General features: G+C 70.3%; 22 protein-coding genes and 1 pseudogene. 4 read left to right on the forward strand and 19 right to left on the reverse strand.

Annotated features, from left to right (window positions below):
- Window positions 1–71: 71 nt before the first annotated feature.
- The 3 genes from ACGFWE_RS01070 (at window position 72) to ACGFWE_RS01080 (ending at window position 1,606) form a co-directional block, all read left to right on the forward strand.
- A complete protein-coding gene (locus ACGFWE_RS01070; protein ID WP_393596951.1) occupies window positions 72–1,007 on the forward strand; it encodes an SDR family oxidoreductase in 936 nt (311 codons plus the stop codon).
- Between the two features lie 72 nt (window positions 1,008–1,079).
- Window positions 1,080–1,310, forward strand: coding sequence for an NAD(P)-binding domain-containing protein (locus ACGFWE_RS01075; RefSeq protein WP_393596953.1), 231 nt, complete (start codon window positions 1,080–1,082; stop codon window positions 1,308–1,310).
- A complete protein-coding gene (locus ACGFWE_RS01080) occupies window positions 1,307–1,606 on the forward strand; it encodes a hypothetical protein (protein ID WP_393596955.1) in 300 nt (99 codons plus the stop codon). Before ACGFWE_RS01075 ends, ACGFWE_RS01080 begins: the two co-directional genes overlap by 4 nt.
- Before the next feature lie 269 nt (window positions 1,607–1,875).
- Here the strand turns inward: ACGFWE_RS01080 and ACGFWE_RS01085 are convergent, their stop codons facing one another.
- The 7 genes and pseudogenes from ACGFWE_RS01085 to ACGFWE_RS01115 all read right to left on the reverse strand — a co-directional run bounded on the left by ACGFWE_RS01085 (window position 1,876) and on the right by ACGFWE_RS01115 (window position 7,622).
- Entirely contained in the window at window positions 1,876–2,574 is a 699-nt protein-coding gene (locus ACGFWE_RS01085) for an SDR family oxidoreductase (protein ID WP_352385419.1), read from the reverse strand.
- A gap of 44 nt (window positions 2,575–2,618) precedes the next feature.
- Window positions 2,619–2,768, reverse strand: a pseudogene (locus ACGFWE_RS01090) (hypothetical protein); the annotation flags it as partial.
- Window positions 2,769–2,904: 136 nt separating this feature from the next.
- The gene (locus ACGFWE_RS01095) at window positions 2,905–3,738 is read right to left on the reverse strand and encodes an enoyl-CoA hydratase/isomerase family protein (RefSeq protein WP_352385418.1); all 834 of its coding nucleotides are present in this window, start codon (window positions 3,736–3,738) and stop codon (window positions 2,905–2,907) included.
- Window positions 3,739–3,972: 234 nt separating this feature from the next.
- Complete coding sequence (locus ACGFWE_RS01100; protein WP_352385417.1) at window positions 3,973–4,632, reverse strand: response regulator transcription factor; 660 nt, start codon at window positions 4,630–4,632, stop codon at window positions 3,973–3,975.
- A gap of 76 nt (window positions 4,633–4,708) precedes the next feature.
- The gene (locus ACGFWE_RS01105; protein ID WP_393596958.1) at window positions 4,709–5,923 is read right to left on the reverse strand and encodes a low temperature requirement protein A; all 1,215 of its coding nucleotides are present in this window, start codon (window positions 5,921–5,923) and stop codon (window positions 4,709–4,711) included.
- The gene (locus ACGFWE_RS01110; RefSeq protein ID WP_393596959.1) at window positions 5,913–6,764 is read right to left on the reverse strand and encodes an alpha/beta fold hydrolase; all 852 of its coding nucleotides are present in this window, start codon (window positions 6,762–6,764) and stop codon (window positions 5,913–5,915) included. Before ACGFWE_RS01110 ends, ACGFWE_RS01105 begins: the two co-directional genes overlap by 11 nt.
- 36 nt (window positions 6,765–6,800) lie before the next feature.
- Window positions 6,801–7,622: an oxidoreductase gene (locus tag ACGFWE_RS01115; protein ID WP_352385411.1), complete on the reverse strand. Its 822-nt coding sequence runs from the start codon at window positions 7,620–7,622 to the stop codon at window positions 6,801–6,803.
- A gap of 205 nt (window positions 7,623–7,827) precedes the next feature.
- On the opposite strand from ACGFWE_RS01115, the gene ACGFWE_RS01120 reads away from it, so the two are divergent.
- The gene (locus ACGFWE_RS01120) at window positions 7,828–8,406 is read left to right on the forward strand and encodes a helix-turn-helix domain-containing protein (RefSeq protein WP_352385409.1); all 579 of its coding nucleotides are present in this window, start codon (window positions 7,828–7,830) and stop codon (window positions 8,404–8,406) included.
- Between the two features lie 15 nt (window positions 8,407–8,421).
- Here the strand turns inward: ACGFWE_RS01120 and ACGFWE_RS01125 are convergent, their stop codons facing one another.
- The 12 genes from ACGFWE_RS01125 to ACGFWE_RS01180 all read right to left on the reverse strand — a co-directional run bounded on the left by ACGFWE_RS01125 (window position 8,422) and on the right by ACGFWE_RS01180 (window position 18,910).
- Window positions 8,422–9,078, reverse strand: coding sequence for a peptidase E (locus ACGFWE_RS01125; RefSeq protein ID WP_352385799.1), 657 nt, complete (start codon window positions 9,076–9,078; stop codon window positions 8,422–8,424).
- Between the two features lie 81 nt (window positions 9,079–9,159).
- The gene (locus tag ACGFWE_RS01130; protein WP_393596962.1) at window positions 9,160–9,942 is read right to left on the reverse strand and encodes an LLM class flavin-dependent oxidoreductase; all 783 of its coding nucleotides are present in this window, start codon (window positions 9,940–9,942) and stop codon (window positions 9,160–9,162) included.
- Complete coding sequence (locus tag ACGFWE_RS01135) at window positions 9,891–10,238, reverse strand: LLM class flavin-dependent oxidoreductase (protein ID WP_393596963.1); 348 nt, start codon at window positions 10,236–10,238, stop codon at window positions 9,891–9,893. Before ACGFWE_RS01135 ends, ACGFWE_RS01130 begins: the two co-directional genes overlap by 52 nt.
- Complete coding sequence (locus tag ACGFWE_RS01140; RefSeq protein ID WP_393596964.1) at window positions 10,231–11,322, reverse strand: LLM class flavin-dependent oxidoreductase; 1,092 nt, start codon at window positions 11,320–11,322, stop codon at window positions 10,231–10,233. Before ACGFWE_RS01140 ends, ACGFWE_RS01135 begins: the two co-directional genes overlap by 8 nt.
- 204 nt (window positions 11,323–11,526) lie before the next feature.
- The gene (locus ACGFWE_RS01145) at window positions 11,527–12,252 is read right to left on the reverse strand and encodes a GNAT family N-acetyltransferase (RefSeq protein ID WP_393596965.1); all 726 of its coding nucleotides are present in this window, start codon (window positions 12,250–12,252) and stop codon (window positions 11,527–11,529) included.
- A gap of 113 nt (window positions 12,253–12,365) precedes the next feature.
- Entirely contained in the window at window positions 12,366–13,178 is an 813-nt protein-coding gene (locus ACGFWE_RS01150) for an ABC transporter permease (RefSeq protein ID WP_352385403.1), read from the reverse strand.
- Window positions 13,175–13,957, reverse strand: coding sequence for an ABC transporter ATP-binding protein (locus ACGFWE_RS01155; RefSeq protein WP_393596966.1), 783 nt, complete (start codon window positions 13,955–13,957; stop codon window positions 13,175–13,177). The genes ACGFWE_RS01150 and ACGFWE_RS01155 overlap by 4 nt, the downstream gene beginning before the upstream one ends.
- Window positions 13,950–15,278 carry an LLM class flavin-dependent oxidoreductase gene (locus ACGFWE_RS01160; protein WP_393596968.1) on the reverse strand — a complete coding sequence of 443 codons (1,329 nt, stop codon included), beginning with the start codon at window positions 15,276–15,278 and terminating at the stop codon, window positions 13,950–13,952. Before ACGFWE_RS01160 ends, ACGFWE_RS01155 begins: the two co-directional genes overlap by 8 nt.
- Window positions 15,275–16,333: an aliphatic sulfonate ABC transporter substrate-binding protein gene (locus ACGFWE_RS01165; RefSeq protein ID WP_352385397.1), complete on the reverse strand. Its 1,059-nt coding sequence runs from the start codon at window positions 16,331–16,333 to the stop codon at window positions 15,275–15,277. Before ACGFWE_RS01165 ends, ACGFWE_RS01160 begins: the two co-directional genes overlap by 4 nt.
- 59 nt (window positions 16,334–16,392) lie before the next feature.
- On the reverse strand, window positions 16,393–17,124 hold the full coding sequence (locus tag ACGFWE_RS01170) for an ABC transporter ATP-binding protein (protein WP_393596970.1): 732 nt from the start codon (window positions 17,122–17,124) through the stop codon (window positions 16,393–16,395).
- On the reverse strand, window positions 17,121–18,017 hold the full coding sequence (locus ACGFWE_RS01175) for an ABC transporter permease (RefSeq protein WP_352385393.1): 897 nt from the start codon (window positions 18,015–18,017) through the stop codon (window positions 17,121–17,123). Before ACGFWE_RS01175 ends, ACGFWE_RS01170 begins: the two co-directional genes overlap by 4 nt.
- On the reverse strand, window positions 18,014–18,910 hold the full coding sequence (locus ACGFWE_RS01180) for a TauD/TfdA family dioxygenase (RefSeq protein ID WP_352385391.1): 897 nt from the start codon (window positions 18,908–18,910) through the stop codon (window positions 18,014–18,016). Before ACGFWE_RS01180 ends, ACGFWE_RS01175 begins: the two co-directional genes overlap by 4 nt.
- Between the last annotated feature and the right edge of the window lie 271 nt (window positions 18,911–19,181).

Consider the following 19,181-nt stretch of genomic DNA (forward strand, 5'->3'; position numbering starts at 1 on the left):
CGCCATCGCCAACCCCGGGCACGGGGCACACCGAACGCACCCGCACCACCTCATGCACAAGGAGCAGCAACGTGCGCGTTTTCGTCACTGGCGGGACCGGCCATTCCGGTTCGTACATCGTTCCCGAGCTCATCGCCGCCGGGCACGAGGTCACCGGCCTGGCCCGGTCGGACACGGCCGCGGCAGCGCTGTCCGCGCTCGGCGCGAAGGTGCGTCGCGGGGACCTGGAGGACCTCGACGGGCTCAAGGAGGCGGCCGCGGACTCCGACGGCGTCATCCACGTCGCACACAGGCAGGACCTGCTTCCCTCCGGCGGGCTCGACGCCGTGGCCGCGGCAGAGGTCCCGATCATGCTCGCGTACGGCGATGCCCTCGCGGGAACCGGAAAGCCGCTGGTCGCGGCGGGGAGCATAGGCTCGCCCGGGAACCTGGGCCGGCCGGCCACCGAGGACGACCCGGCCCTTCCCGGCGGCGATGAGTACAAGGGCACCCTGCGGGTCCGCAACGTCGTGGAGACCACCGTGATCGGCCTCGCCGAGCAGGGCGTGCGGTCTTCGGTCGTGCGGATCGCCAACATCGCGCACAGCACGACCGATCGTGCAGGCTTCCTGCCCACACTGATCGCGCTCGCGAAGGAGAAGGGCTTCATCGGCTATCCCGGAGACGGCGCGAACCTGTGGAACGCCGTGCACGCCCGCGATGTCGCCGCCTTGTTCCGCCTGGCGCTGGAGAAGGGGCCGGCCGGCAAGTACTGGCACGCGGTCGGGGACGGTGGCATCCCGTTCCGCGAGATCGCCGAAACCATCGGCAGCCGGCTGGGCCTGCCCGCCGTGAGCATTCCCTCGGACGTACTGATGGTGCCGGGATACTTCGGGTTCCTCGCGAACATCGTCACGCAGAGCTACCCGGCGTCCAACCTCATCACCCGCCGTACGCTCGGCTGGGAACCCGCTCAGCCCGGCCTGCTCGCCGATCTGGACAACGGCCATTACTTCTCCGCCGGCTGACGGCAGCAAGCCGGATCACAGTGATTCCGGCAAATGCCAAGGCTTCGGCTCTTCCCGAGGGACGCTGAGAACATGACGACAGTGGGATTCATCGGAAGCGGACACATCGGCAGTACCGTCGCGCGACTCGCCGTCGAGGCCGGGCACCAGGTCGTGGTCCCGAAACGCTCGCGGACACGGTCACGGTCACCGACACGTGCAACTACGGTCCCGAGCGTGACGGGCACATCCCCGAGCTCGAGAGCGGGTCGCTCACCTCGAGCGAACTGCTGCTGCGCCACCTCCCGGACGCCCTGGTCGTGAAGGCGTTCAACAACATCTTCTTCAAGCACCTGCTGTCCCTCACCCGCCCGGTGGGGGCGGCCGACCGCTCCTACCTGCCGATCGCCGGGGACTCGGCGGCGGCGAAGGCGGCGGTGACAGAATTCGTCGAATCCATCGGGTACGGCGTCGTGGACGCGGGGGCGCTGGCCGATGGCCGGCGGCAGGCGACGGGGACGCCGGTGTGGGGGACCCCGTACGGGCCGTACTCGAACGAGAAGGGCCGGCCGGCCGGCGAGGACGCCATCCGCGCGGCACTGGCCACCGCAAAGCGATAACCGCGAGGTGGCGCGGTCCGCGGTGTGGTCCGGCCGTGGGGGGGGGCCCGCCCCCCCCCCCCCGCCGGGGGGCCCCCCCCCCCCCCCCCCGGGCGGGGGCCCCCCCCCCCCCCGGGGGGGGGGGGGGGGGGGGGGGGGGGGGGGGGGGGGGGGGGGGCCGCCCCCCCGGGGGGGGGGGCGCCCCCACGACGCAGACCTCGTTGCGTCGATCTGCCGGACGGCGACAGCAGGCCCGTGCCGGTCGGGCAGGTCGGCGTGACGTCTGCCCGTCACGGAAGTTCGGGGTACAGCGCGGTGACGCCTCCGGCCAGCCCTGACTGGACCTCGCGGCTTATGTCGTCCGCGAGGATCTCGTAGACACCGTTGGCGATACCGTCGGCGGCGAGCCGGGCGACGTCCGCGGGGGCGGACTTGGGCGCGGTGACCGCCCGGGTCATGTCGGTGTCCATGTAGGCCACGTGCAGCCCGGCCACCCGGATGCCCTGGTCGGCGAGTTGCAGGCGCAGGGAGTTGGTGAGGGACCACTGCGCGGACTTGGCGGCGCAGTACGCACCGGAACCCGGGAAACTGAACCAGGACAGGGCGGACAGGATGTTGAGGATGGCGCCGCCGCCGTTGGCCGCGATCTGGGGCGCGAAGGCGCGGACCACCGACAGGGTGCCGTAGTAGTGGGTGTCCATCTCCAGGCGGAGGTTGTCCAGATCGCCCGTGAGCAGGTCGGTGCCGGTGGACGAGCCGGCGTTGTTGATCAGGACCGTCACGTCGCCGGTGGCCCGGGCGGCGGCCGAGACCGAGGCGGCGTCGGTGATGTCGAGCGCGATCGGGTTGGCGCCGGGCAGGTCGACGTCGTCGGGGTTGCGGGCGGCTGCGTAGACGGAGGCACCGCGGCTGAGCAGCTCGGCGGCGAGGGCCCGGCCCAGCCCGCGGTTGGCCCCGGTGACGAGGACGGTGCCGGCGGAGAGATCCATGAGAAGTCCTTGGTGATCGAGTCGGGGTGAAGGCATTGCGGGCGTCATGTCGTGAGGGGATGGAGGGTGCCCCGTTGGCCGCCGGCCCGGAAGATCTGGCAGCTGGTGGTGGCGTGGGCGGTACGGCGGCCGACGCGCACAGCGGTGACGGCGGCGGCCATCGCGTTGTCGGCGAGGCTCGCGAGGACGCCGCCGTGGACGGTGCCGGGCGCGTTGCCGTGCCATCCGGCGGGGGTCGATCAGGGCGCCCGGGCCGAGGTGCGGGTCGGCCCGGATCGCCGAGCCGCCGGAGTCAGAAGCTTCCTCGCTGTCCGAGGATGACGGCGCCGGCTACGCCTGCTGGTTCGCGATGCCGAGGTAGTCGCCCAGGTTCCGCTCGATCTCCTCGAGGCCGATCTCGGCGATGAGCTTGCCGAGTTGCGGGATGCGGGCCTGGAATCCCGGCCAGTTGACGGACTCCGCGAAGTCCGCCCAGGACGCACGCAGGTCGGCCGCCGGCGGCAGGGTCGACCGGTTGATCTGTGCCTTGGCGCCCAGGACCGACTCCTTGTCGAAGGAGGCGATGCGCGCTGCCACGCCGTTCACGAAGTCGTCGAGTTCGGCGTCGGGGACGGCCCGCGTCACCCATCCGTACTGCTCGGCACGTGCGGCGTCGTAGTCCTGGCTGGTGAGGACCGCTTCGAGGGCACGGTCCCGCCCCAGAAGCCGGGCCAGTCGGTCGCTGCCGCCACCGCCGGGGACGATGCCGATCGCGACCTCGGGCTGGCAGAAGACGGCCTCTTCGAGGCTGGCGTAGCGAAGGTCGAAGGCCAGGGTGATCTCGTCCCCTCCACCCCGGGTGCGCCCACGGATGGAGGCGATGCTGATGAACGGGGCGCTGCTGAGGCGGGTGACGAGCTCGACCCACGTCGGAGTGCCGTCCGCGTCGTTCAGTGCAAGAAGGTCGGGCACCTGGGCGAGATCGGCGTGGTTGTAGAAGTATCCGGGCGTACCGCTGTCGAAGACGACGACCTGAACCTGCTCGTCCTGGCTCAACTCGTTGACGACATCGAGCAGTTGGACGACGGTGTCCGCGCCGACCACGTTCACCGGCGGGTTCGCGAAGGTGACCCTGCGGATCTTCGGCGCCACGGTCTCGATCGTGAACAGGCTGTGCTGGCTCATGACTGCTCCAGTGCTGAGGGGGGTGGGTGCGGGGTGTGTTTCCGGTCGACCTGGCGGCGCCTGTCCGGCACCCGGCGGCGCTGCTCGGGACCGCCTCTACGGGCTGTCATCGGCGTACCGGGCCGGGGCAGGCGGGCGAACATCCGCTGTGCTGAGCGGCGTTCGCGTGATCGACATGTGCCGAAACTAGGAATGGAGAATGTCGTCGGGCGTCATCCAGGGCGCCCGACCGTGTCATCCGCCAGGGCGGACCAGTCCGCTCTCGTAGGCCGTGACCACGGCCCCTATGCGGTCGCGGAGGTGGAGTTTGGTGAGGATGCGGGCCACATGGGTCTTGACCGTGGTCTCCCCGAGGAACAGCTTCTCGGCGATCTCCGTGTTGTTCAGCCCACGGGCGACCAGAGCCAGCACCTCCCGCTCACGGTCGGTGAGCACGTCGAGACGTTTGTCGGTGAGGGGAGCGACGGCGCCGGTGACGAAGCGGTCGATCAACCGCCGGGTCACCGAGGGGGCGATCATCGCGTCACCGCGCAGGACACCGCGGACGGCGACGAGCATCTCGGCGGTCGGTGTGTCCTTGACGAGGAAGCCACGGGCTCCGGCACGCAGAGCCGCGTAGGCGTACTCGTCCCGGTCGCAGGAGGTGGTGACCAGTACCTGTGTGCGGGGCAGTGCGGCGCGTACCTGCGCGGTGGCCGAGATTCCGTCGAGTCCCGGCAGCCGCACGGCCATGAGGACGAGGTCCGGGCGCAGGGCGAGTGCCTGCGCCACGGCCGTCTCGCCGTCCCCGGCCTCGCCGACGACGGTGAGGTCCGGCTGGCTGTCCACCACCATGCGCAGGCCGACTCGCATCAGCTCCTGGTCGTCACAGATCAGCACACCCGCCTCTGCCATGGCGTCCCTCCTTCGCGGAGCCGGCCGAGCGGGCGCTGGTGGAGAAGTCCATGGATGGCTCCTGAGTGGTGGGTGGTCAGGGACATGGGCCCGAGGCGACCGGCTTCGCGGCGGCCTCCCCGGGTGACCGGCGCTCTTCGAACGCGGCCAGTGCGACGACGATCGCGGCGGCGATGAGGGCTGACAGATGGGCCGGGGCCTTCGTCGTGACCGCGCATCCGAGGACCAGCGCGGACAGCGCGGTCAGCCGCGCGCCGGGCAGGTCGTCGAAGAGGGTCCTGCCGTGCCAGGTCTGCGCCCCGAGGAAGAGGGCGGGCCCGGCGAACAGCAGCAGGTTGGTGGTGAGGCCGGCGTGATGCGCCGGGTGGGCGATGACGCGTTCGTCACCCGCGGCGGCGGCGATCATCCCGGCGACGGAGACCATGAGGCTGTAGACGCCGCTGCGCCCCGCCCGGATCGGGTCCTCGGTCCGCTCGTAGTGGCGCACGATGTGCTCGGAGCGGCTGAAGAACAGCCAGAACAACGCGACCGTGCCGGCGAGCGCCACACCGCTGGTCAGCAGGGTCATGGGGGCGTACGGCGCCGAGGTGAGCGCCGTACCCGTGGTCATGATGGTTTCGCCGAACGCGACGATCATGAACAGGCGGCCGCGCTCCAGCAGATGGCCCCCGGCGAAGCCGACCTGCCGGGAGTCGAGCCTGCGGCCGGGCAGGGGATGCGCCGTCCAGGTGCCCGCCAGCTCGATCAGGGTCGCCGCCGACCACCACAGCAGCCGTGCGCCGCCGTCGGTCACCGCGCCGGTCAGCCAGAAGGGCGCGGCAGCGGCGAACCAGACCAGGACCCGGCGCCAATGCTCCTGGTCACGCGCGTCGAGGCCCACCCCGAGCAGCCATACCGTCCGGCCGAGATGAATCAGCAGGAAGGTCGCGACGAAGACCCAGCCGGCGTCACCGAAGGCCCGTGGGATCGCGGCGTTCATGAACAGCCCAAGCAGCATGACCGTCAGCAGCATCCGCCGGGTCCGCGGATCCTCGGCCGGGACGAGGGTGACCGCCCATGTGGTGTACGCCCATGCCGCGTAGACCGCGAGGTAGAGCACGAGCGTCTGGGCCGCGCCCGTCCATGTCGGGTGTGCCAGGAGCTGATGCGACAGCTGGCCGATCGCGAAGACGTAGACCAGGTCGAAGAACAACTCCAGCGGTGTCACCTCCCGGCGCGCCGGGACGCTGGTCGGCTGCACGATGTCTCTCCGGTCGGTCGGTTCGGCCTGTTCGGTCGGTTCAGTCGCCAAGGAAGGCCGTCACCTGGGCGGCGAAGTCCTTGGCGTGCTGGAAGAGGAAGGCGTGGCCGGCGTCGGCGTACGCGACGAGCGTGGCGTCGGTGACGTACTGGACGGCGGTGTACGAGGCCAGAGCCGGGATCATCGCGTCCTTCATGCCGGTGGCGTACAGGACGGGCTGCTGGATGCTCGCCAGCTCCTCCTTCACCTGCTCGAAGGGGATCGACGCGTCCTTGCCGATCGCGGTGATCTGCCCCAGGGCCGCCGCCTCGGACACGTCGGGTCGCCCGGTGGCCAGCCGGGTGGCCACCCTGGCGAGGTGCGCGTACCCGGCGGCGCGTCCGGTGTCCGTCTCGGGGAAGAACAGGAACACCAGGTCGTCCCCGGTGACCTCGGACTTGGTCATGGTGGCCCGCACCTTCGGGTCCGGGTCGGGCGCGCCCGGCACCGTGCCGCCGGGGTTGGCGGCCGCCACGACCAGCTTGCGGACCAGGCCGGGCCGGGTGCGGGCGATGTGCTGGGCGACGGTGCCGCCCAGGGTCCAGCCGAGCAGGTCGACCTGCTCCAGGCCGAGGGCCTCGATGAACTCGACGGTGCCGTCGGCCAGCCCCTCGACCGAGTCGCGCGGGGTGCCGGTGGTGTAGCCGGTGCCGACGTTGTCGAACACGATCACGTCGTGGGCGGCGGCCAGCCGGTCCAGGAGCTCGGGGTCCCACCAGTCGAGGGTCCCCCGGACCCGGTTCAGCAGGACCAGCGGGGTTCCGCCGCGCGGGCCGATCCGCCGGTAGGTGAACGTCGCGGAGGGGCCTTCCACGGTGAGGTCCCCGGCCGCGTCTGCCAGATAGGTGCTCATGGCGCGGGCTTCGCTTTCTGTTGCGGAAGAGGGGTGTCAGGCGGCGGGCAGGCGGTTGAGCTTGCGCAGCTGCTGGTCGAACATGCGGGACGGGACGATGCGGCGCATGGTGCGCACGCGTCCGGTCATGGCACCGGCGGTGTAGCGCAGCTTCGGCTTGGCGTCGGTGGCGGCGGCGACGATCTCCTTGGCGACGACGGCGGGGTCGTCGCCGTCCTTGACCGCGCCGGCCATGTACTCCTCGAAGACGTGCCGCTGCTGGGCGTAGACGTCCAGGGGCCGGTCGGGCCGCACGCTGGCCGCGTCGAACGCCGTGTTCGTCCAGGCGGGTTCGACGAGCAGGGACCGCACGCCGTACTCGCGCACCTCGTGGTCGACGGACTCCGAGTAGCCCTCGACGGCGTGCTTGGAGGCTGCGTACACCGCCATGTAGGGCTGCGGCATGAACCCGACGATGGACGAGATGTTGATGATCCGTCCGCTGCGCCGGGCGCGCATGTGCGGCAGGACGGCGTTGGTCATGCGGATGACGCCGAAGACGTTGATGTCGAAGAGTCCCTGGGCCTGCGCGGCGGAGCTCTCCTCGGCGGCGCCCGCCGAGCCGATACCCGCGTTGTTGACCAGCACGTCGATCCGTCCGAACCGGTCGATGACCTCGCCGACCGCGGTGGTCACCGACTCGTCGCTCGTCACGTCGAGGTCGAGGAACGTCACGCCGTCGAGCGGGGTGACATGGGCGGTGTTGCGGCTGGTGCCGACCACCTCGTACCCCTTCGCGGCCAGTGCGAGCGCGGCGGCCTTTCCGATGCCGGAGGACGCGCCCGTCACGAGGGCTACCGGTCGGGTTGTCGTTGCCATTTCGGACTCCTGAGGTACGGGATTCATGTCGGGCTTGCTGTCTTTGGGCGATCGGGGGTGCCGGTCCGGCAACCTCAATCGGTGTCATCACTGTATCAGTTAATTCGAGAACTGCAACGCTGCAGAATCTCTTAGCTGAGGATGCGCATCGTTCACGTATCCTCTACAAGGAATCAGGGACCAAACCACGCGACAGGAGACAGACATGGGCCGAGCACTGCGGGCAGATGCCGAGCGCAGTGTGCGCGCGATTCTGGAGGCGGCCGAGCGGGTGCTGGCCGAGGACGCCGGCGCCTCCATGGAGCAGATCGCCGAGGCGGCGGGACTGACGCGGATCACCGTGCACCGACGGTTCGCCAATCGGCAGGCTCTTCTGGAGGCGCTCGCCGTCTCCGCGAAGCAGCAGCTCATCGACGCCATCGAGGACGCCCGGCCCGACGCCGCCCCTGCCCTCGTCGCGCTTCACCGGGTGACCGCGAACGCCCTGCGGGTCAAGATCTCATGGCCGTTCACCCTCGGCCACGCCACACCTCACACCGAAACCACGGCCGCCCTCTGGGAGGACATCAACGCGCGCACCCTCAGCCTCCTCGCCCGGGCACAGGGTGAGGGACTGATCGCGTCGGAAGCGGACCTCAAGTGGACGCGGCAGGTCTACATCGCTCTTCTCAGCGAGGCCATCAACCGGCCCGACGCCGCCCAGGACCCGGCGGCCAGGGATCCGGACGCCCTGGCCACACTCGTGATCGACACACTCCTGCACGGCGCAGGACCACGCGACTGAGCGCGCGCCCTGCCGTCACTCCGGTTCATTGAGCAACCGGCAGGACAGCGGCCGCTCGATGACCTCGTGATTCTCATCTGCCTGCACCCGGTACAGGCGGGCGTCCGGGGTCCGGGTGACGGCTTCCTCAAGACGGCCGTCCGTGAAGAGGGCCCCCACTCCGTCCTCGACCGCCCAGCCGGCGGACAGCATGCCCGTACCTACGGCTTCCCGGTAGGAGGCGCGGCGCCCCGGTTCGCTGTCGTAGTGCGGACACACCGAACCCGGCAGGAGACCCAGCCCGTCCTGCAGGAACGTCAGCGGACCGAAGGAGTCGGTGTGCGAGCCCTCCGCCCAGCAGTTGGCCCCGGCACTGATTCCGCACAGCAGCGTCCCGCCCTCGTATGCCTCGCGCAGCAGCCGGTCGACCCCGTGCGCACGCCAGACCGCCAGCAGGTTCGCGGTGTTGCCGCCGCCGACGTACACGACGTCCTGGCTGAGCAGAAACGCCCGCAGAGCCTCGTCGTCCAGCTCGCGCCGGAACAAGGACAAGACGGACGGCTCACAGTCGCGTGACTCGAAGGCCCGCAAGAATCGATCCATGTATCCAGGCGCGTCACCACTGGCAGTGGGAACGAAGCACACCTTGGGTCGGGGCCTCCTCGCATGGTTGAGCAACCAGTCGTCGAGCAGACCGTCCTCGTCCGTGGAAAAGCCGCCTCCCAGCAGGGCGACACGACGAGCTGTATCCACCACGAGTGTGCCTCCTGAACATCAGCTCGACGGAAGGGAGTGACCCCGTCGCCGCCATTCCTCCGCGAGCAGTTCGTACGAACGGACCCGGTCCGTATGGTCGTGGGTGATCGTCGTGATGAGCAACTCGTCTGCGCCCGTGGCCTCCTGGAGTTGTTCCAACTGGTCGGCCACCCGGCCCGGTGAGCCGACGAACCGGGTGTCGAGGCGGTCCTGGACGAGGGCCCGGTCCTCGTCGGTCCACGGGTGGGCGCGCGCTTCCTCCGGCGTCGGGTACTCGATGGCGCCCTCGGCGGTGCGGATGCTGCGGACCCACGGGCCGTAGCCGGTGGCGAGGGCGCGGGCAGTGGCGTCGCTCTCGGCGACGACGACGTCCGCCGAGACACTGACGTACGGCTTGTCGAGGAACTCGGAAGGCTGGAAGAAGGACCGGTAACCGTCCACCGCCTCCAGGACCGTGGCCGGGCTGACGTGGTAATTCGCCGCGAACCGCAGACCGTTGCCGCCCGCGACAGCGGCGCTCTCACCACCGCTACTGCCCAGGATCCACACCTCCACGTCGGCGCCCTCCCCCGGCACGACGTGCGCCTCGACGCCCTCCGCGGAACGGTAGGTGCCGGCGAGCAGGGCGAGGATGTCGTCGATCTGCTCCGCGTAGTCCTGTGACTCGGCGCCCGGCAGCAGAAGCAGTCTCCGCTGCAGCGCGATGCGGGGTGACCCGAGCAACTGCTCGAAGGAGAAGCGGGGCGGGATCAACAGGCCGTTCGGGGCGCGGCCGTCGACGACCGGGGTCGCCGTCGGCAAGGGTGCGGCCGGCTGCCCCGGTGGGCGGCCGCCCGAGCGGCCAAGGCCCAGATCGAAGCGGCCCGGGTGCAGTGCGTCGAGCAGACCGAACTCCTGGACGCGGTCAGGGCCAGCAGGACCGCGGGGGACGTGCCGGCCACGCCGGGATTGAGGTGGTGCTCGGCGAACCAGTAGCGGGCATAACCGAAGCGCTCGACCTGCTGCGCGAGGTCGGCCGAGTTGCGCAGGGCATCGGCGGCCGTCGAGCCGGAGGGGATCGGCACCAGGTCGAGAACGCCGAGGGCAACATCACACATGGACGGACTCCTGGGTGAGCGGTGCCGCCGGAAGCACGGGTCCCCACACGAACGGCGGGTCCGGGATCTCACGGCGCAGCACGGGGGCGACCTTGGACTGGAACAGCTCGAGCGAGGCGCGGTGTTGGGACTCCGTCAGACCGCTCGCGTCGGCCTGCAGGTGGAGCACCGTGTGCCCGAACTGTTCGTGGTAGCGGTGCACCTTGTCGACGACCTGTTGCGGGCTGCCGATCAGAGCGGGGCTGCGCTCGACGAAGTCCTCCAGCGTCCCGAAGACGACCGGCAGGCCGGCCTTCCTGAAGAACGCCAGGTTGGACTCGAAGACCGGCCGGTACGCGGCCAGCGCCCCCTGGGTGGTGGGTGCGACGTAGGTGCCCGCCGTGCCCGCGCCGACGGCGATGTCCGCCGGGTCGTGGCCGTAGTGTTCCCAGCGCTCGCGGTAGTGACGGATCAACTCGGCATACGGCTCCATGGGGTGGGTGACGTTCGCCGAGAAGAGCGGGTCGCCGTAGCGGGCGGCCAGGTCGACCGACTCCTTGCTGGTCGCGCTGCCGTGCCAGACCCGGACCGGCTGCTGGTACGGCCGCGGCCACACCTCGGCGTCCGTCAGCGGGGGACGGAAGCGGGTGCCGGCGGTGACCTTGTCCTGGCGCCAGATCTTCCGGAAGACCTCGTAACTCTCGGCGTTGCGGTCCCACTGGTCCTCGGGCGTGACGTGGAACAGGTCGCGTTGCGCGGCGCCGTTGCCCTTGCCGATGATCAGGTCGAGGCGCCCGTCGGAGAGGTGGTCGAGGCTGGCGTAGTCCTCGTACGCCCGGACCGGGTCGAGCAGACTGAGCGTCGTGACGGCCGTGAACAGGCGGATCCGCTTCGTCAGCGCGGCCACATGGCTGAGTACGACGATCGGCGAGGAGGAGATGAACGGCCGCTCGTGGCGCTCCCCCACGCCGAAGCCGTCGAAGCCCAACTCCTCGGCGAGCAGCGCGTTGTCGAGGACCTCGCGGAAGCGTTCGTGGGTCGGCTTCTGGACCCCGGTGACGGGATCCGGGCGGTGCACGATGAGCGTGATGGCGAGGAACTTCATGATGCCGCCCGCTGCTCGTCGTGGGTGTCGTCGGGGTGGGCGAGATGCGGCGGGGAGGGAGAAGGGGACACAGGCGGGTGCCTTCCTGGGAGTCCGTACGAGAAATCCGGCTCACGGGCGGGGGCAGGACACGGCGGCTGGGACAGCAGAACGGGTCAGGAACGACAGAGCGCGGCACTCACGCAGAAAGGCCAAACCGCACGGCTATGCCGTTTCTTCCGGCGCGGCGGCTCCGGTATGCCGTACGAGGGAGAAGACGGTACGGCGGCGCAGGGTGAAGCCGATCGACTCGTAGAGCCGGATCGCGTTCGCGTTGGTGGCCGCGGCGTGCAGAAAGGGGCGTTCGCCGCGCTCCTTGATGCCGGCGGCGACCGCGCGGACCAGGCGGGTGGCCAGGCCCCGGCCGCGGTGGGCGGCATCCGTGCACACGGCGCTGATCTCGGTCCAGCCGGGCGGATGCAGTCGCTCGCCGGCCAGGGCGATCAGCCGGCCGTGGTGGCGGATGCCGAGGTAGGTGCCCAGTTCGACGGTGCGGGGCAGATAGGGGCCCGGCTGGGTGCGGGCGACCAGGTCGAGGATCTCGGGCACGTCGTGGGGGCCGAGCCGTACGGCCTCGGGGTCGGGCTCCGCGCGCAGGCCGGTGTCCACGAGCTGGACGCCGTGTCCGGTGCGCACGACCTCCCAGCCCTCCGGTGCCTCGGTCACGCCCCGCACCGAGGCGGTGCCGCCGGGGCCGACGAGGGCTGCGAGGTCGTCCCAGGAGCGCGGGTCGTCCTCGTCGGCGACGGCGTGGAAGGGGGCCACGTCGGGGTGGTATCGGACGGCGTGGCCCTTGCGTTCGGCGAAGTGGGCGTGCGGACCGGTGAGCGCGGCCCAGGCGGGGTTGTCCAGGATGTGCGGGGAGCTGGAGTCCAGGGCGATGATGGTCATGGTGTGGCGGTCTCCGGTGCGCGGCTCGGGATGTTCGTTGGTGGGGACTCCACCGCGAGGTGGCGGTTGACTCCCCGGCTGGGGATGGTCAGGAGCCACTCGGCGTGCGGTGTTCAGGGCTTGAGGCGATCGGTCGCGAACAGCGCTGCCGACCAGGCTGTCAGCGCCGCCGCGAGGGCCCAGACCACGGCGAGGGCCGGACCCGCGCCGACGTCGCCCTGGCCGAGGAACCCGATGCGTTCGACCTGGACCAGCCAGAAGACGGGGTCGAGGTGGCTCAGGGCGTCCCAGAACGAGGGCAGTTGGTGGACCGAGTAGAAGACGCCGCCGAGAAAGCCCAGCGGCAGCAGGATGATCGACTCCATGGAGTAGACGTGGTCGAGGGACTTGGCGTGGGCGCCGGCGATGACTCCGACCTGTGCGGCGACGAGAAGCAGTCCGAGGGTGCCGAGCAGCAGGACCAGGGGGCGGGCCGGGGTGCGGCCGTGGGTGAGCGGCAGGGCCACGGCCAGGACGCCCGTGCCCACGACGGCGCCTCGGGCGATGCCGCCGCCCACCAGTGCCGCGTTGATCTCCCACCAACTGAGCGGGCTCGCGTACACGTCGTTGATGTACTGGTCGCGGCGGGCCTCGAACAGGCTGGTCGTCCCGTTGAAGAAGCCGACGTTGACGATCGCCTGGGTGAAGAGGCCGGGCACGATGAAACTGCCGTAGCCGACACCGTCGATCGTGTCGACGTGCGAGCCGAGGGCCGATCCGAAGACGACGACGAACAGCACCGTCGACAGCACCGGGCCGACGACGCTGTAGCGCCAGATCGTCAGGAAGCGCAGCACCTCCCGCTCCAGGAGCCACAAGAAGGGTGCGCGTTCCGCCTCGAAGGGTTCGTCGTACGCCGGGCGGGCCGGGGTCTCGGTGCCGCTCACGTGACGACCTCCTCCGCCGTGATCACCCGGTTGTAGACCTCCGAGATGTCGCGGGCCGCGTACCGCTTCCGTAGTGAGGCGGCGGAGCCGCGGTCGACGATCCGGCCCTTGCGCAGCAGCGCGATCTCGTCGCACAAGGTCTCCGCCTCCTCCAGGTAGTGCGTCGTCAACAGCACAGTGGTGCCTGCGGCATTGAGGCCCTTGACGATCCGCCAGATCTGCGAGCGCAGTTCGACGTCGACGCCGGCCGTCGGTTCGTCGAGGATGAGCAGGCGGGGGTGGTGCATGAGGGCGCGCGCGAGGACGAGGCGCCGTTGCATGCCGCCGGACAGTTCGTAGGCGCGTACGTCGGCCTTGTCGTCGAGGCCGAACAGGACGAGCAGTTCGTCCGCGCGCCGGGCGGCCGTCTTGCGGCCGATGCCGTGGTATCCGGCGTGGTAGATCAGGATCTGCCGGATGGACAGGAACCGGTCGACGTTGATCTCCTGCGAGGCCAGCCCCAGCAGCCTGCGGGCCTGGCGGCTGCGGTGGTCGTGGCCGAAGACGGAGAGCGTGCCCGCGGTGGGGCGGACGATGTTGCACACCGAGCCGATCAGGGTGGTCTTCCCGGCGCCGTTCGGGCCGAGCAGCCCGAAGAAGGCGCCTTCCGGGATCTCCAGGTCCAGTCCGGCCACCGCGGTGAAGCCGTCCGCGTACGTCTTGCGGAGCGCCTCGACCCGCAGGGCGGGCGGACTCCCGCCGCTCCGGGAAGCGGCGGGAGTCGTGAGCGGGTCAGCCATGGAACTGGTTGGCCGGGACCGGCAGCCCGTAGTGCTCGCGCAGGGTCGTGCCGTCGTACTCCTCGCGGAACAGTCCCTTGCCGCGCAGGATCGGCAGGACGTGCTCGGCGAAGGCCGCGAGGCCCGACGGCAGGGCGGGGGCCATGATGTTGAAGCCGTCCGCGGCTCCGCCCTCGAACCAGGCGATGATCGTGTCCGCGACCTGCTCGGGCGTGCCGACGAACTCGAAGTGACCGCGCCCGCCGCCGAGCCGGGAGATGAGCTGCCGGACCGTCAGCCGCTCCCGCACCGCGAGATCGATGATCAGGTCGGAACGGCTCTGTGTGCCCTCCAGCTTCGGCCTGGCGAGGATGAAGTCCGGCAGGGGCTCGTCGAGTTGGAAGACGGAGGGCTCGGTCTCGAACACGGCGGCCAGCTGGCGCAGCCCGTACTCCGGGACGCGCAGCTCGTCGAACTGCCGTGCAAGATCCCGGGCTTCCGCCTCGGTCGACCCGATGTAGGGGACGATGCCGGGCAGGACGATCACGCCGTCCGGGTCGCGGCCCGCGGACACGGCCCGTGCCTTGATGTCGGCGTAGAAGGCGGCCGCCCGCTCGTACGTCGTGTGGGCGGTGAAGATCGCCTCGGCGTGGCGGGCCGCGAAGTCCTTGCCGTCCTCGGAGGAGCCGGCCTGGACGAGCAGGGGGTAGCCCTGCGGCGGGCGCTCGACGTTGAGCGGGCCGGCCACCTTGAAGTGCCTGCCCCGGTGGCCGATGCGGTGCAGCCGCTCGGGGTCGGCGTAGCGTCCGGTGGACCTGTCCGCGACGACGGCCTCGGACTCCCAGCTGTCCCACAGCGCCTTGGCGACCTTCAGGAACTCGTCGGCGCGGGCGTAGCGCTCGGCGTGGTCGGGGCGGTTGTCGAGGCCGAAGTTGGCGGCCTCGTCGGCTCCGGCGGAGGTGACGATGTTCCAGCCGGCGCGGCCGCCGCTGACGTGGTCGACGGACGCGAGCCGGCGGGCGAGGTTGTACGGCTCGTTGTAGGTCGACGAAACGGTCGCGATGAGGCCGATCCTGCTGGTCGCCTGGGAGAGCGCGGTCAGCAGGGTCAGTGGTTCCAGCTGGCCCGGCGGCCGGAACTCGCCGGTGCCGATGAGGGCCGGCCCGTCGGCGAGGAACAGGGAGTCGAACTTGGCGCTCTCGGCGAGCTGCGCCAGCTCGATCCAGTGCCGCAGGTCGAAGTCGGCCCGCGGATTGCTGTGCGGGAGCCGCCACGCCGCCTCGTGGTGGCCCGCTTCCATGAGGAAGGCGTTGAGGTGCAGCTGCCGCCGCCCGGTGCTCATGAGGTGACCTTCAGCGTGGAGCTGTCGTAACCGGCCGGGAGAAGGTTGTCGGTGATCGACTCGACGTCGACCTTCTTGGTGATCTGACCCGCCTCCAGGAAGGCGTCGGCGAGCTTCTGCTCCAGCTCGATGTCCGACTTCTCCACCGGGGTCACCCGGTTCGAGTAGGCGGCCAGGGACGCCTTGGCGTCGGCCAGCGGGATGCCCTGCTCCTTCGAGAGCGCCTGCGCGTATTTCTCGGGGTTCTTGACGGCCCAGGCGAACTCCCGCGAGAGCCTCTTCAACACGTCCGTGAGAGCGGCACGCTTGGTCTTGTCCTTCAGCGACGTGTCACTGGCGACGTAGTAGCTGCTGGTCTGGTCGATCGGCGGGAGGCCCTTCACCAGGATCCGGGCGCCGTTCTTGACCGCGATCGCGGACTGCGGGTTCCAGATCGACCAGGCGTCCACCTTGCCGGTGTTGAACGCCGTCGCGCCGGCCGCCGGGTCGAGGAAGACCAGCTTGACGTCCTTGGGGGTGAGGCCGACGCTCTTCAGCGCGTTCAGGGCCAGACCGTGGGCCGAACTGCCCTGCGGGACAGCGAGTTTCTTGCCCTTGAGGTCGGCGGCCGTCCTCAGCTTCGAGCCCTTCGGCACGATGATGTTCTCCACCGCCTGGTCGGGCGTGAGCGAGCGGTTGACGGCGACGATCCTGAAGCCGTACTCCTTCGCGGCACCGGTGATCGGCGGTACGTCGCCGACGCTGCCGAGGTCGATGTCGCCCGAGGCTGCCGCCTGCACGAGCGGCGGGCCGTAGGTGAAGCGGGCGAACTTCACCTTGTAGGGCGCGTTGTCGAACACGCCGGTGACCTTCGCCAGCTCCTGGCTGCCGTCACCGCCGTTGTCGCCGATGGTGAAGGTGTACTTGCTCCACTCGGGGTGCTTGGCGTCGCTCGCGTCGGCGGCGTTGCTCAGCGGCGCGGCCGTGTCCGACGACGACGATCCGCAGGCGACGAGGGTGCTCGCGAGGGTGAGCGAGCCGACGGCGCCGATGAGTCTGCTGGTTCTCTTACGCATGGTCTTACGCATGGGATGTGGTGTGCCTTCTGTGCTGGGTGAGGGTTCGGGGAGAGAAGTCAGTGCTGGCCGGCGAGGCCGAGGTCCTCCAGCAGCCGGGCGCGGAGTTCCTCTCGTGCGACGCTCGATTCGCGGTTCGCGGCCGAGAGGTGCACCTCGTGCGAGGTGCCGATGCGGCCGTTGCTCATGACGACGATGCGGTCCGCCAGGGCGATCGCCTCGTCGACGTCGTGGGTGACGAGCAGCATGGCCGCGTGATGCTTGGTCCGCAGGGCCCGGACGAGGTCGTGCATGCGCAGCCGGGTGATGGCGTCGAGGGCCGCGAACGGCTCGTCGAGCAGAACCAGTTCGGGCTCCGACACCAGGGCCCGCGCGAGTGACACCCGCTGGGCCTCGCCGCCGGAGAGCTCCTTGGGCCACGCCTTCTCACGGCCCGCGAGCCCGACCTCGGCGAGCACGTCGAGGGCCCGCCGTTCCGCGTCGGGTCCATGCAGGCCGAGCGTGACGTTGGGCAGCACCCGCTGCCACGGCAGCAGCCGGTCGGCCTGGAAGACGATCGCACGCCGTGCCGGGACCTCGACCCGCCCCGCGTCGGGCCGGTCCAGTCCGGCGAGCAGCCGCAGCAGGGTGCTCTTCCCGCAGCCCGAGGGGCCGAGCAGGATCACCAACTCCTCGTCGGCGATGGTGAGGTCGAGGTGGTCGAGCACCACCCGGTCACCGAACCGACGCACCACCTGCTCGACGACGGCCCCGGTCTGCCGACGGAGTTCGGTCGCGGTCGTGCTGCTCATGACGCCTCATAACTGGGTCGCCACCGCAGCAGCACCCGCTCGAGAACCCGGACGAACTGATCGGCGAGCAGACCGAGGAGCGAGTAGATCACCAGTCCCACGAAGACCTGGTTGGTCTGCAGATAGGTCTGCCCCTGGGTGATGAGGAAGCCAAGTCCCTTGTCGGCGTTGACCGTTTCGGCCGCGACCAGGCCCAGGACGCTGTAGGCGAGGGAGAACCTGAGGCCGACCAGGAACCCCGGCAGGGCTCCGGGCACCAGCACCCGTGTCACCAGGCGCCAGGTGCCCGCACCCGTCGTGCGGGCCATCTCGATCAGCCGCTGGTCGACGCCCCGGATGGCGGCGAACAGGTTGAGGTACATCGGGACACCGGCCCCGAAGGAGATCAGCAGCACCTTCGTGAGCTCGTCGATGCCGAACCACACGATCATCAGGGGCAGCACCGCGAGGAGCGGGATGGTGTTCAGCACCTGTACGAGGCCGTTGAACAGGTACTCGCCGCTGCGCAGCAGCCCGCCGAGCACTCCGGCGACGATGCCGACCGTCAGCCCGATCGCGAGACCGATACCGGCCCGCTGCAGCGAGATGGCCAGGTCCGGCCCGAGGACTCCCTGCTGCCACAGATCGGTGGCCGACTTCACGATCGAGGTCGGCGCCGGAGCGTAGGTCTTCGACACCACGTCGGTCCGGGCGAGTATCTCCCAGGCGATGAGGATCACGACCGGGGTCGTGTAGATGCCCAGCGGCCAGCGCAGGCGTTCGCGGAGCGCGGTGAGCCCAGTCGTCCGACGGCGCGCGTCACGCGGCAGGAACACCTCGCGCTCCCGTGCCCTCGTCGTCTCGACGGCCGGGGCCTTGGCGACGGCCCGGGCCGGGATGCGGACCTCGGTCATGCGGCCACCGCCAGCACGCTGCTGTAGTGCGAGGCGTCGCCGACGAGTTGCTCGCTGCGGCGGCCGTCGACACCGGCCGGCACCTCTCCGGCGACCGTCACCCGGTTGAGGCGGCGCGGGTGGTCGTCGTAGTTGTCCACCCCGTAGTGCTGGGTGATCCGGTTGTCGAAGATCAGCAGCTGGTTCGGGGACCAGGCCCAGCGAAGGATGTTCTCCGGACGTGTCACGTACGCCTGGAGGATGCGCAGCAGGTCGGCCGACTCGCCGCTGGACAGGCCGACGATCCGCTTGGCGAACCCGCCGATGAACAGCCCTCGTTCACCGGTCAGGGGGTGCACGCGCACGACCGGGTGCTCCGCCTCGTACGGCGCCGACACGAAGAGGCGGTCGTACTCCTGCCGTTGTGCCGTCGTGGCCGAAGGGCGGGCGTAGTCGAACTGGTTGGTGTGCACGACGCGCAGCGTGTCCGCGAGGGCGCGCAGCGGTTCGGGCAGGTCGCGGTAGGCCGCGGCGGCGTTGGCGATGAGCGTCTCGCCGCCGTACGGCGTGGTCACGATCGACCGGAGCGTGGTGAGCTGCGGCGGGTTGACCACGAAGGTGACGTCCGTGTGCCACTCGTTGGCCTTGGACGTGGCGCTGTCGACGGCGAGCACGTTCGTCGTGCCGTCGGCGGCCGGCACGTTGGGGTGGGCGGTGGTGAGGTCGCCGAACCACTGGGCCACACGCTCCTGGCCGGCGTTGTCGAGGTCGACCTGATCGAAGACGATCGCCTTGTGCTCGTTGAGGGCGTCACGGAGCGCCGTGACCGTCGAGAGACCGGGAGTCGCCGTGAGGTCGACGCCCTCCACGACCGCGCCGATACGGCCGGTGAGCTTGCGGATGGACAGCGGCATGAGGGAGTCCTTGTCGGAGAGGTGGGCGCACAGCTGAGTGCTCCGTGCCGGGTGCGGAGGGCGAGGGCGGAGAGCAGGATGCGGAGAGCGGAGAGCGGAGAGCGTGAGTGAACGGCCGACTCGCGAGCCGGTCGACGGGAGACCGGGCAGTCGGTGCGACGGCGACGCAGGTGGGAGCGGATCACAGCCCGTGCGGAAGCGGGAGGTGAGGTCGCGGGAGCAGTCGCTCAGGAGGCGGACACGGCGATCCCACGGGACGGCACTGCATTAC

This window comes from Streptomyces sp. NPDC048523 (assembly GCF_043199815.1).
In the GTDB taxonomy this organism is placed as follows: Bacteria; Actinomycetota; Actinomycetes; order Streptomycetales; family Streptomycetaceae; genus Streptomyces.

Coding starts and splice junctions, on each gene's coding strand:
- ACGFWE_RS01075 (WP_393596953.1), top strand. CDS start 1,080: ATGACGACAGTGGGATTCATCGGAAGCGGACACATCGGCAGTACCGTC.
- ACGFWE_RS01085 (WP_352385419.1), bottom strand. CDS start 2,574: ATGGATCTCTCCGCCGGCACCGTCCTCGTCACCGGGGCCAACCGCGGG.
- ACGFWE_RS01095 (WP_352385418.1), bottom strand. CDS start 3,738: ATGAGCCAGCACAGCCTGTTCACGATCGAGACCGTGGCGCCGAAGATC.
- ACGFWE_RS01100 (WP_352385417.1), bottom strand. CDS start 4,632: ATGGCAGAGGCGGGTGTGCTGATCTGTGACGACCAGGAGCTGATGCGA.
- ACGFWE_RS01110 (WP_393596959.1), bottom strand. CDS start 6,764: ATGAGCACCTATCTGGCAGACGCGGCCGGGGACCTCACCGTGGAAGGC.
- ACGFWE_RS01115 (WP_352385411.1), bottom strand. CDS start 7,622: ATGGCAACGACAACCCGACCGGTAGCCCTCGTGACGGGCGCGTCCTCC.
- ACGFWE_RS01120 (WP_352385409.1), top strand. CDS start 7,828: ATGGGCCGAGCACTGCGGGCAGATGCCGAGCGCAGTGTGCGCGCGATT.
- ACGFWE_RS01135 (WP_393596963.1), bottom strand. CDS start 10,238: ATGTGTGATGTTGCCCTCGGCGTTCTCGACCTGGTGCCGATCCCCTCC.
- ACGFWE_RS01140 (WP_393596964.1), bottom strand. CDS start 11,322: ATGAAGTTCCTCGCCATCACGCTCATCGTGCACCGCCCGGATCCCGTC.
- ACGFWE_RS01145 (WP_393596965.1), bottom strand. CDS start 12,252: ATGACCATCATCGCCCTGGACTCCAGCTCCCCGCACATCCTGGACAAC.
- ACGFWE_RS01155 (WP_393596966.1), bottom strand. CDS start 13,957: ATGGCTGACCCGCTCACGACTCCCGCCGCTTCCCGGAGCGGCGGGAGT.
- ACGFWE_RS01160 (WP_393596968.1), bottom strand. CDS start 15,278: ATGAGCACCGGGCGGCGGCAGCTGCACCTCAACGCCTTCCTCATGGAA.
- ACGFWE_RS01165 (WP_352385397.1), bottom strand. CDS start 16,333: ATGCGTAAGAGAACCAGCAGACTCATCGGCGCCGTCGGCTCGCTCACC.
- ACGFWE_RS01170 (WP_393596970.1), bottom strand. CDS start 17,124: ATGAGCAGCACGACCGCGACCGAACTCCGTCGGCAGACCGGGGCCGTC.
- ACGFWE_RS01175 (WP_352385393.1), bottom strand. CDS start 18,017: ATGACCGAGGTCCGCATCCCGGCCCGGGCCGTCGCCAAGGCCCCGGCC.
- ACGFWE_RS01180 (WP_352385391.1), bottom strand. CDS start 18,910: ATGCCGCTGTCCATCCGCAAGCTCACCGGCCGTATCGGCGCGGTCGTG.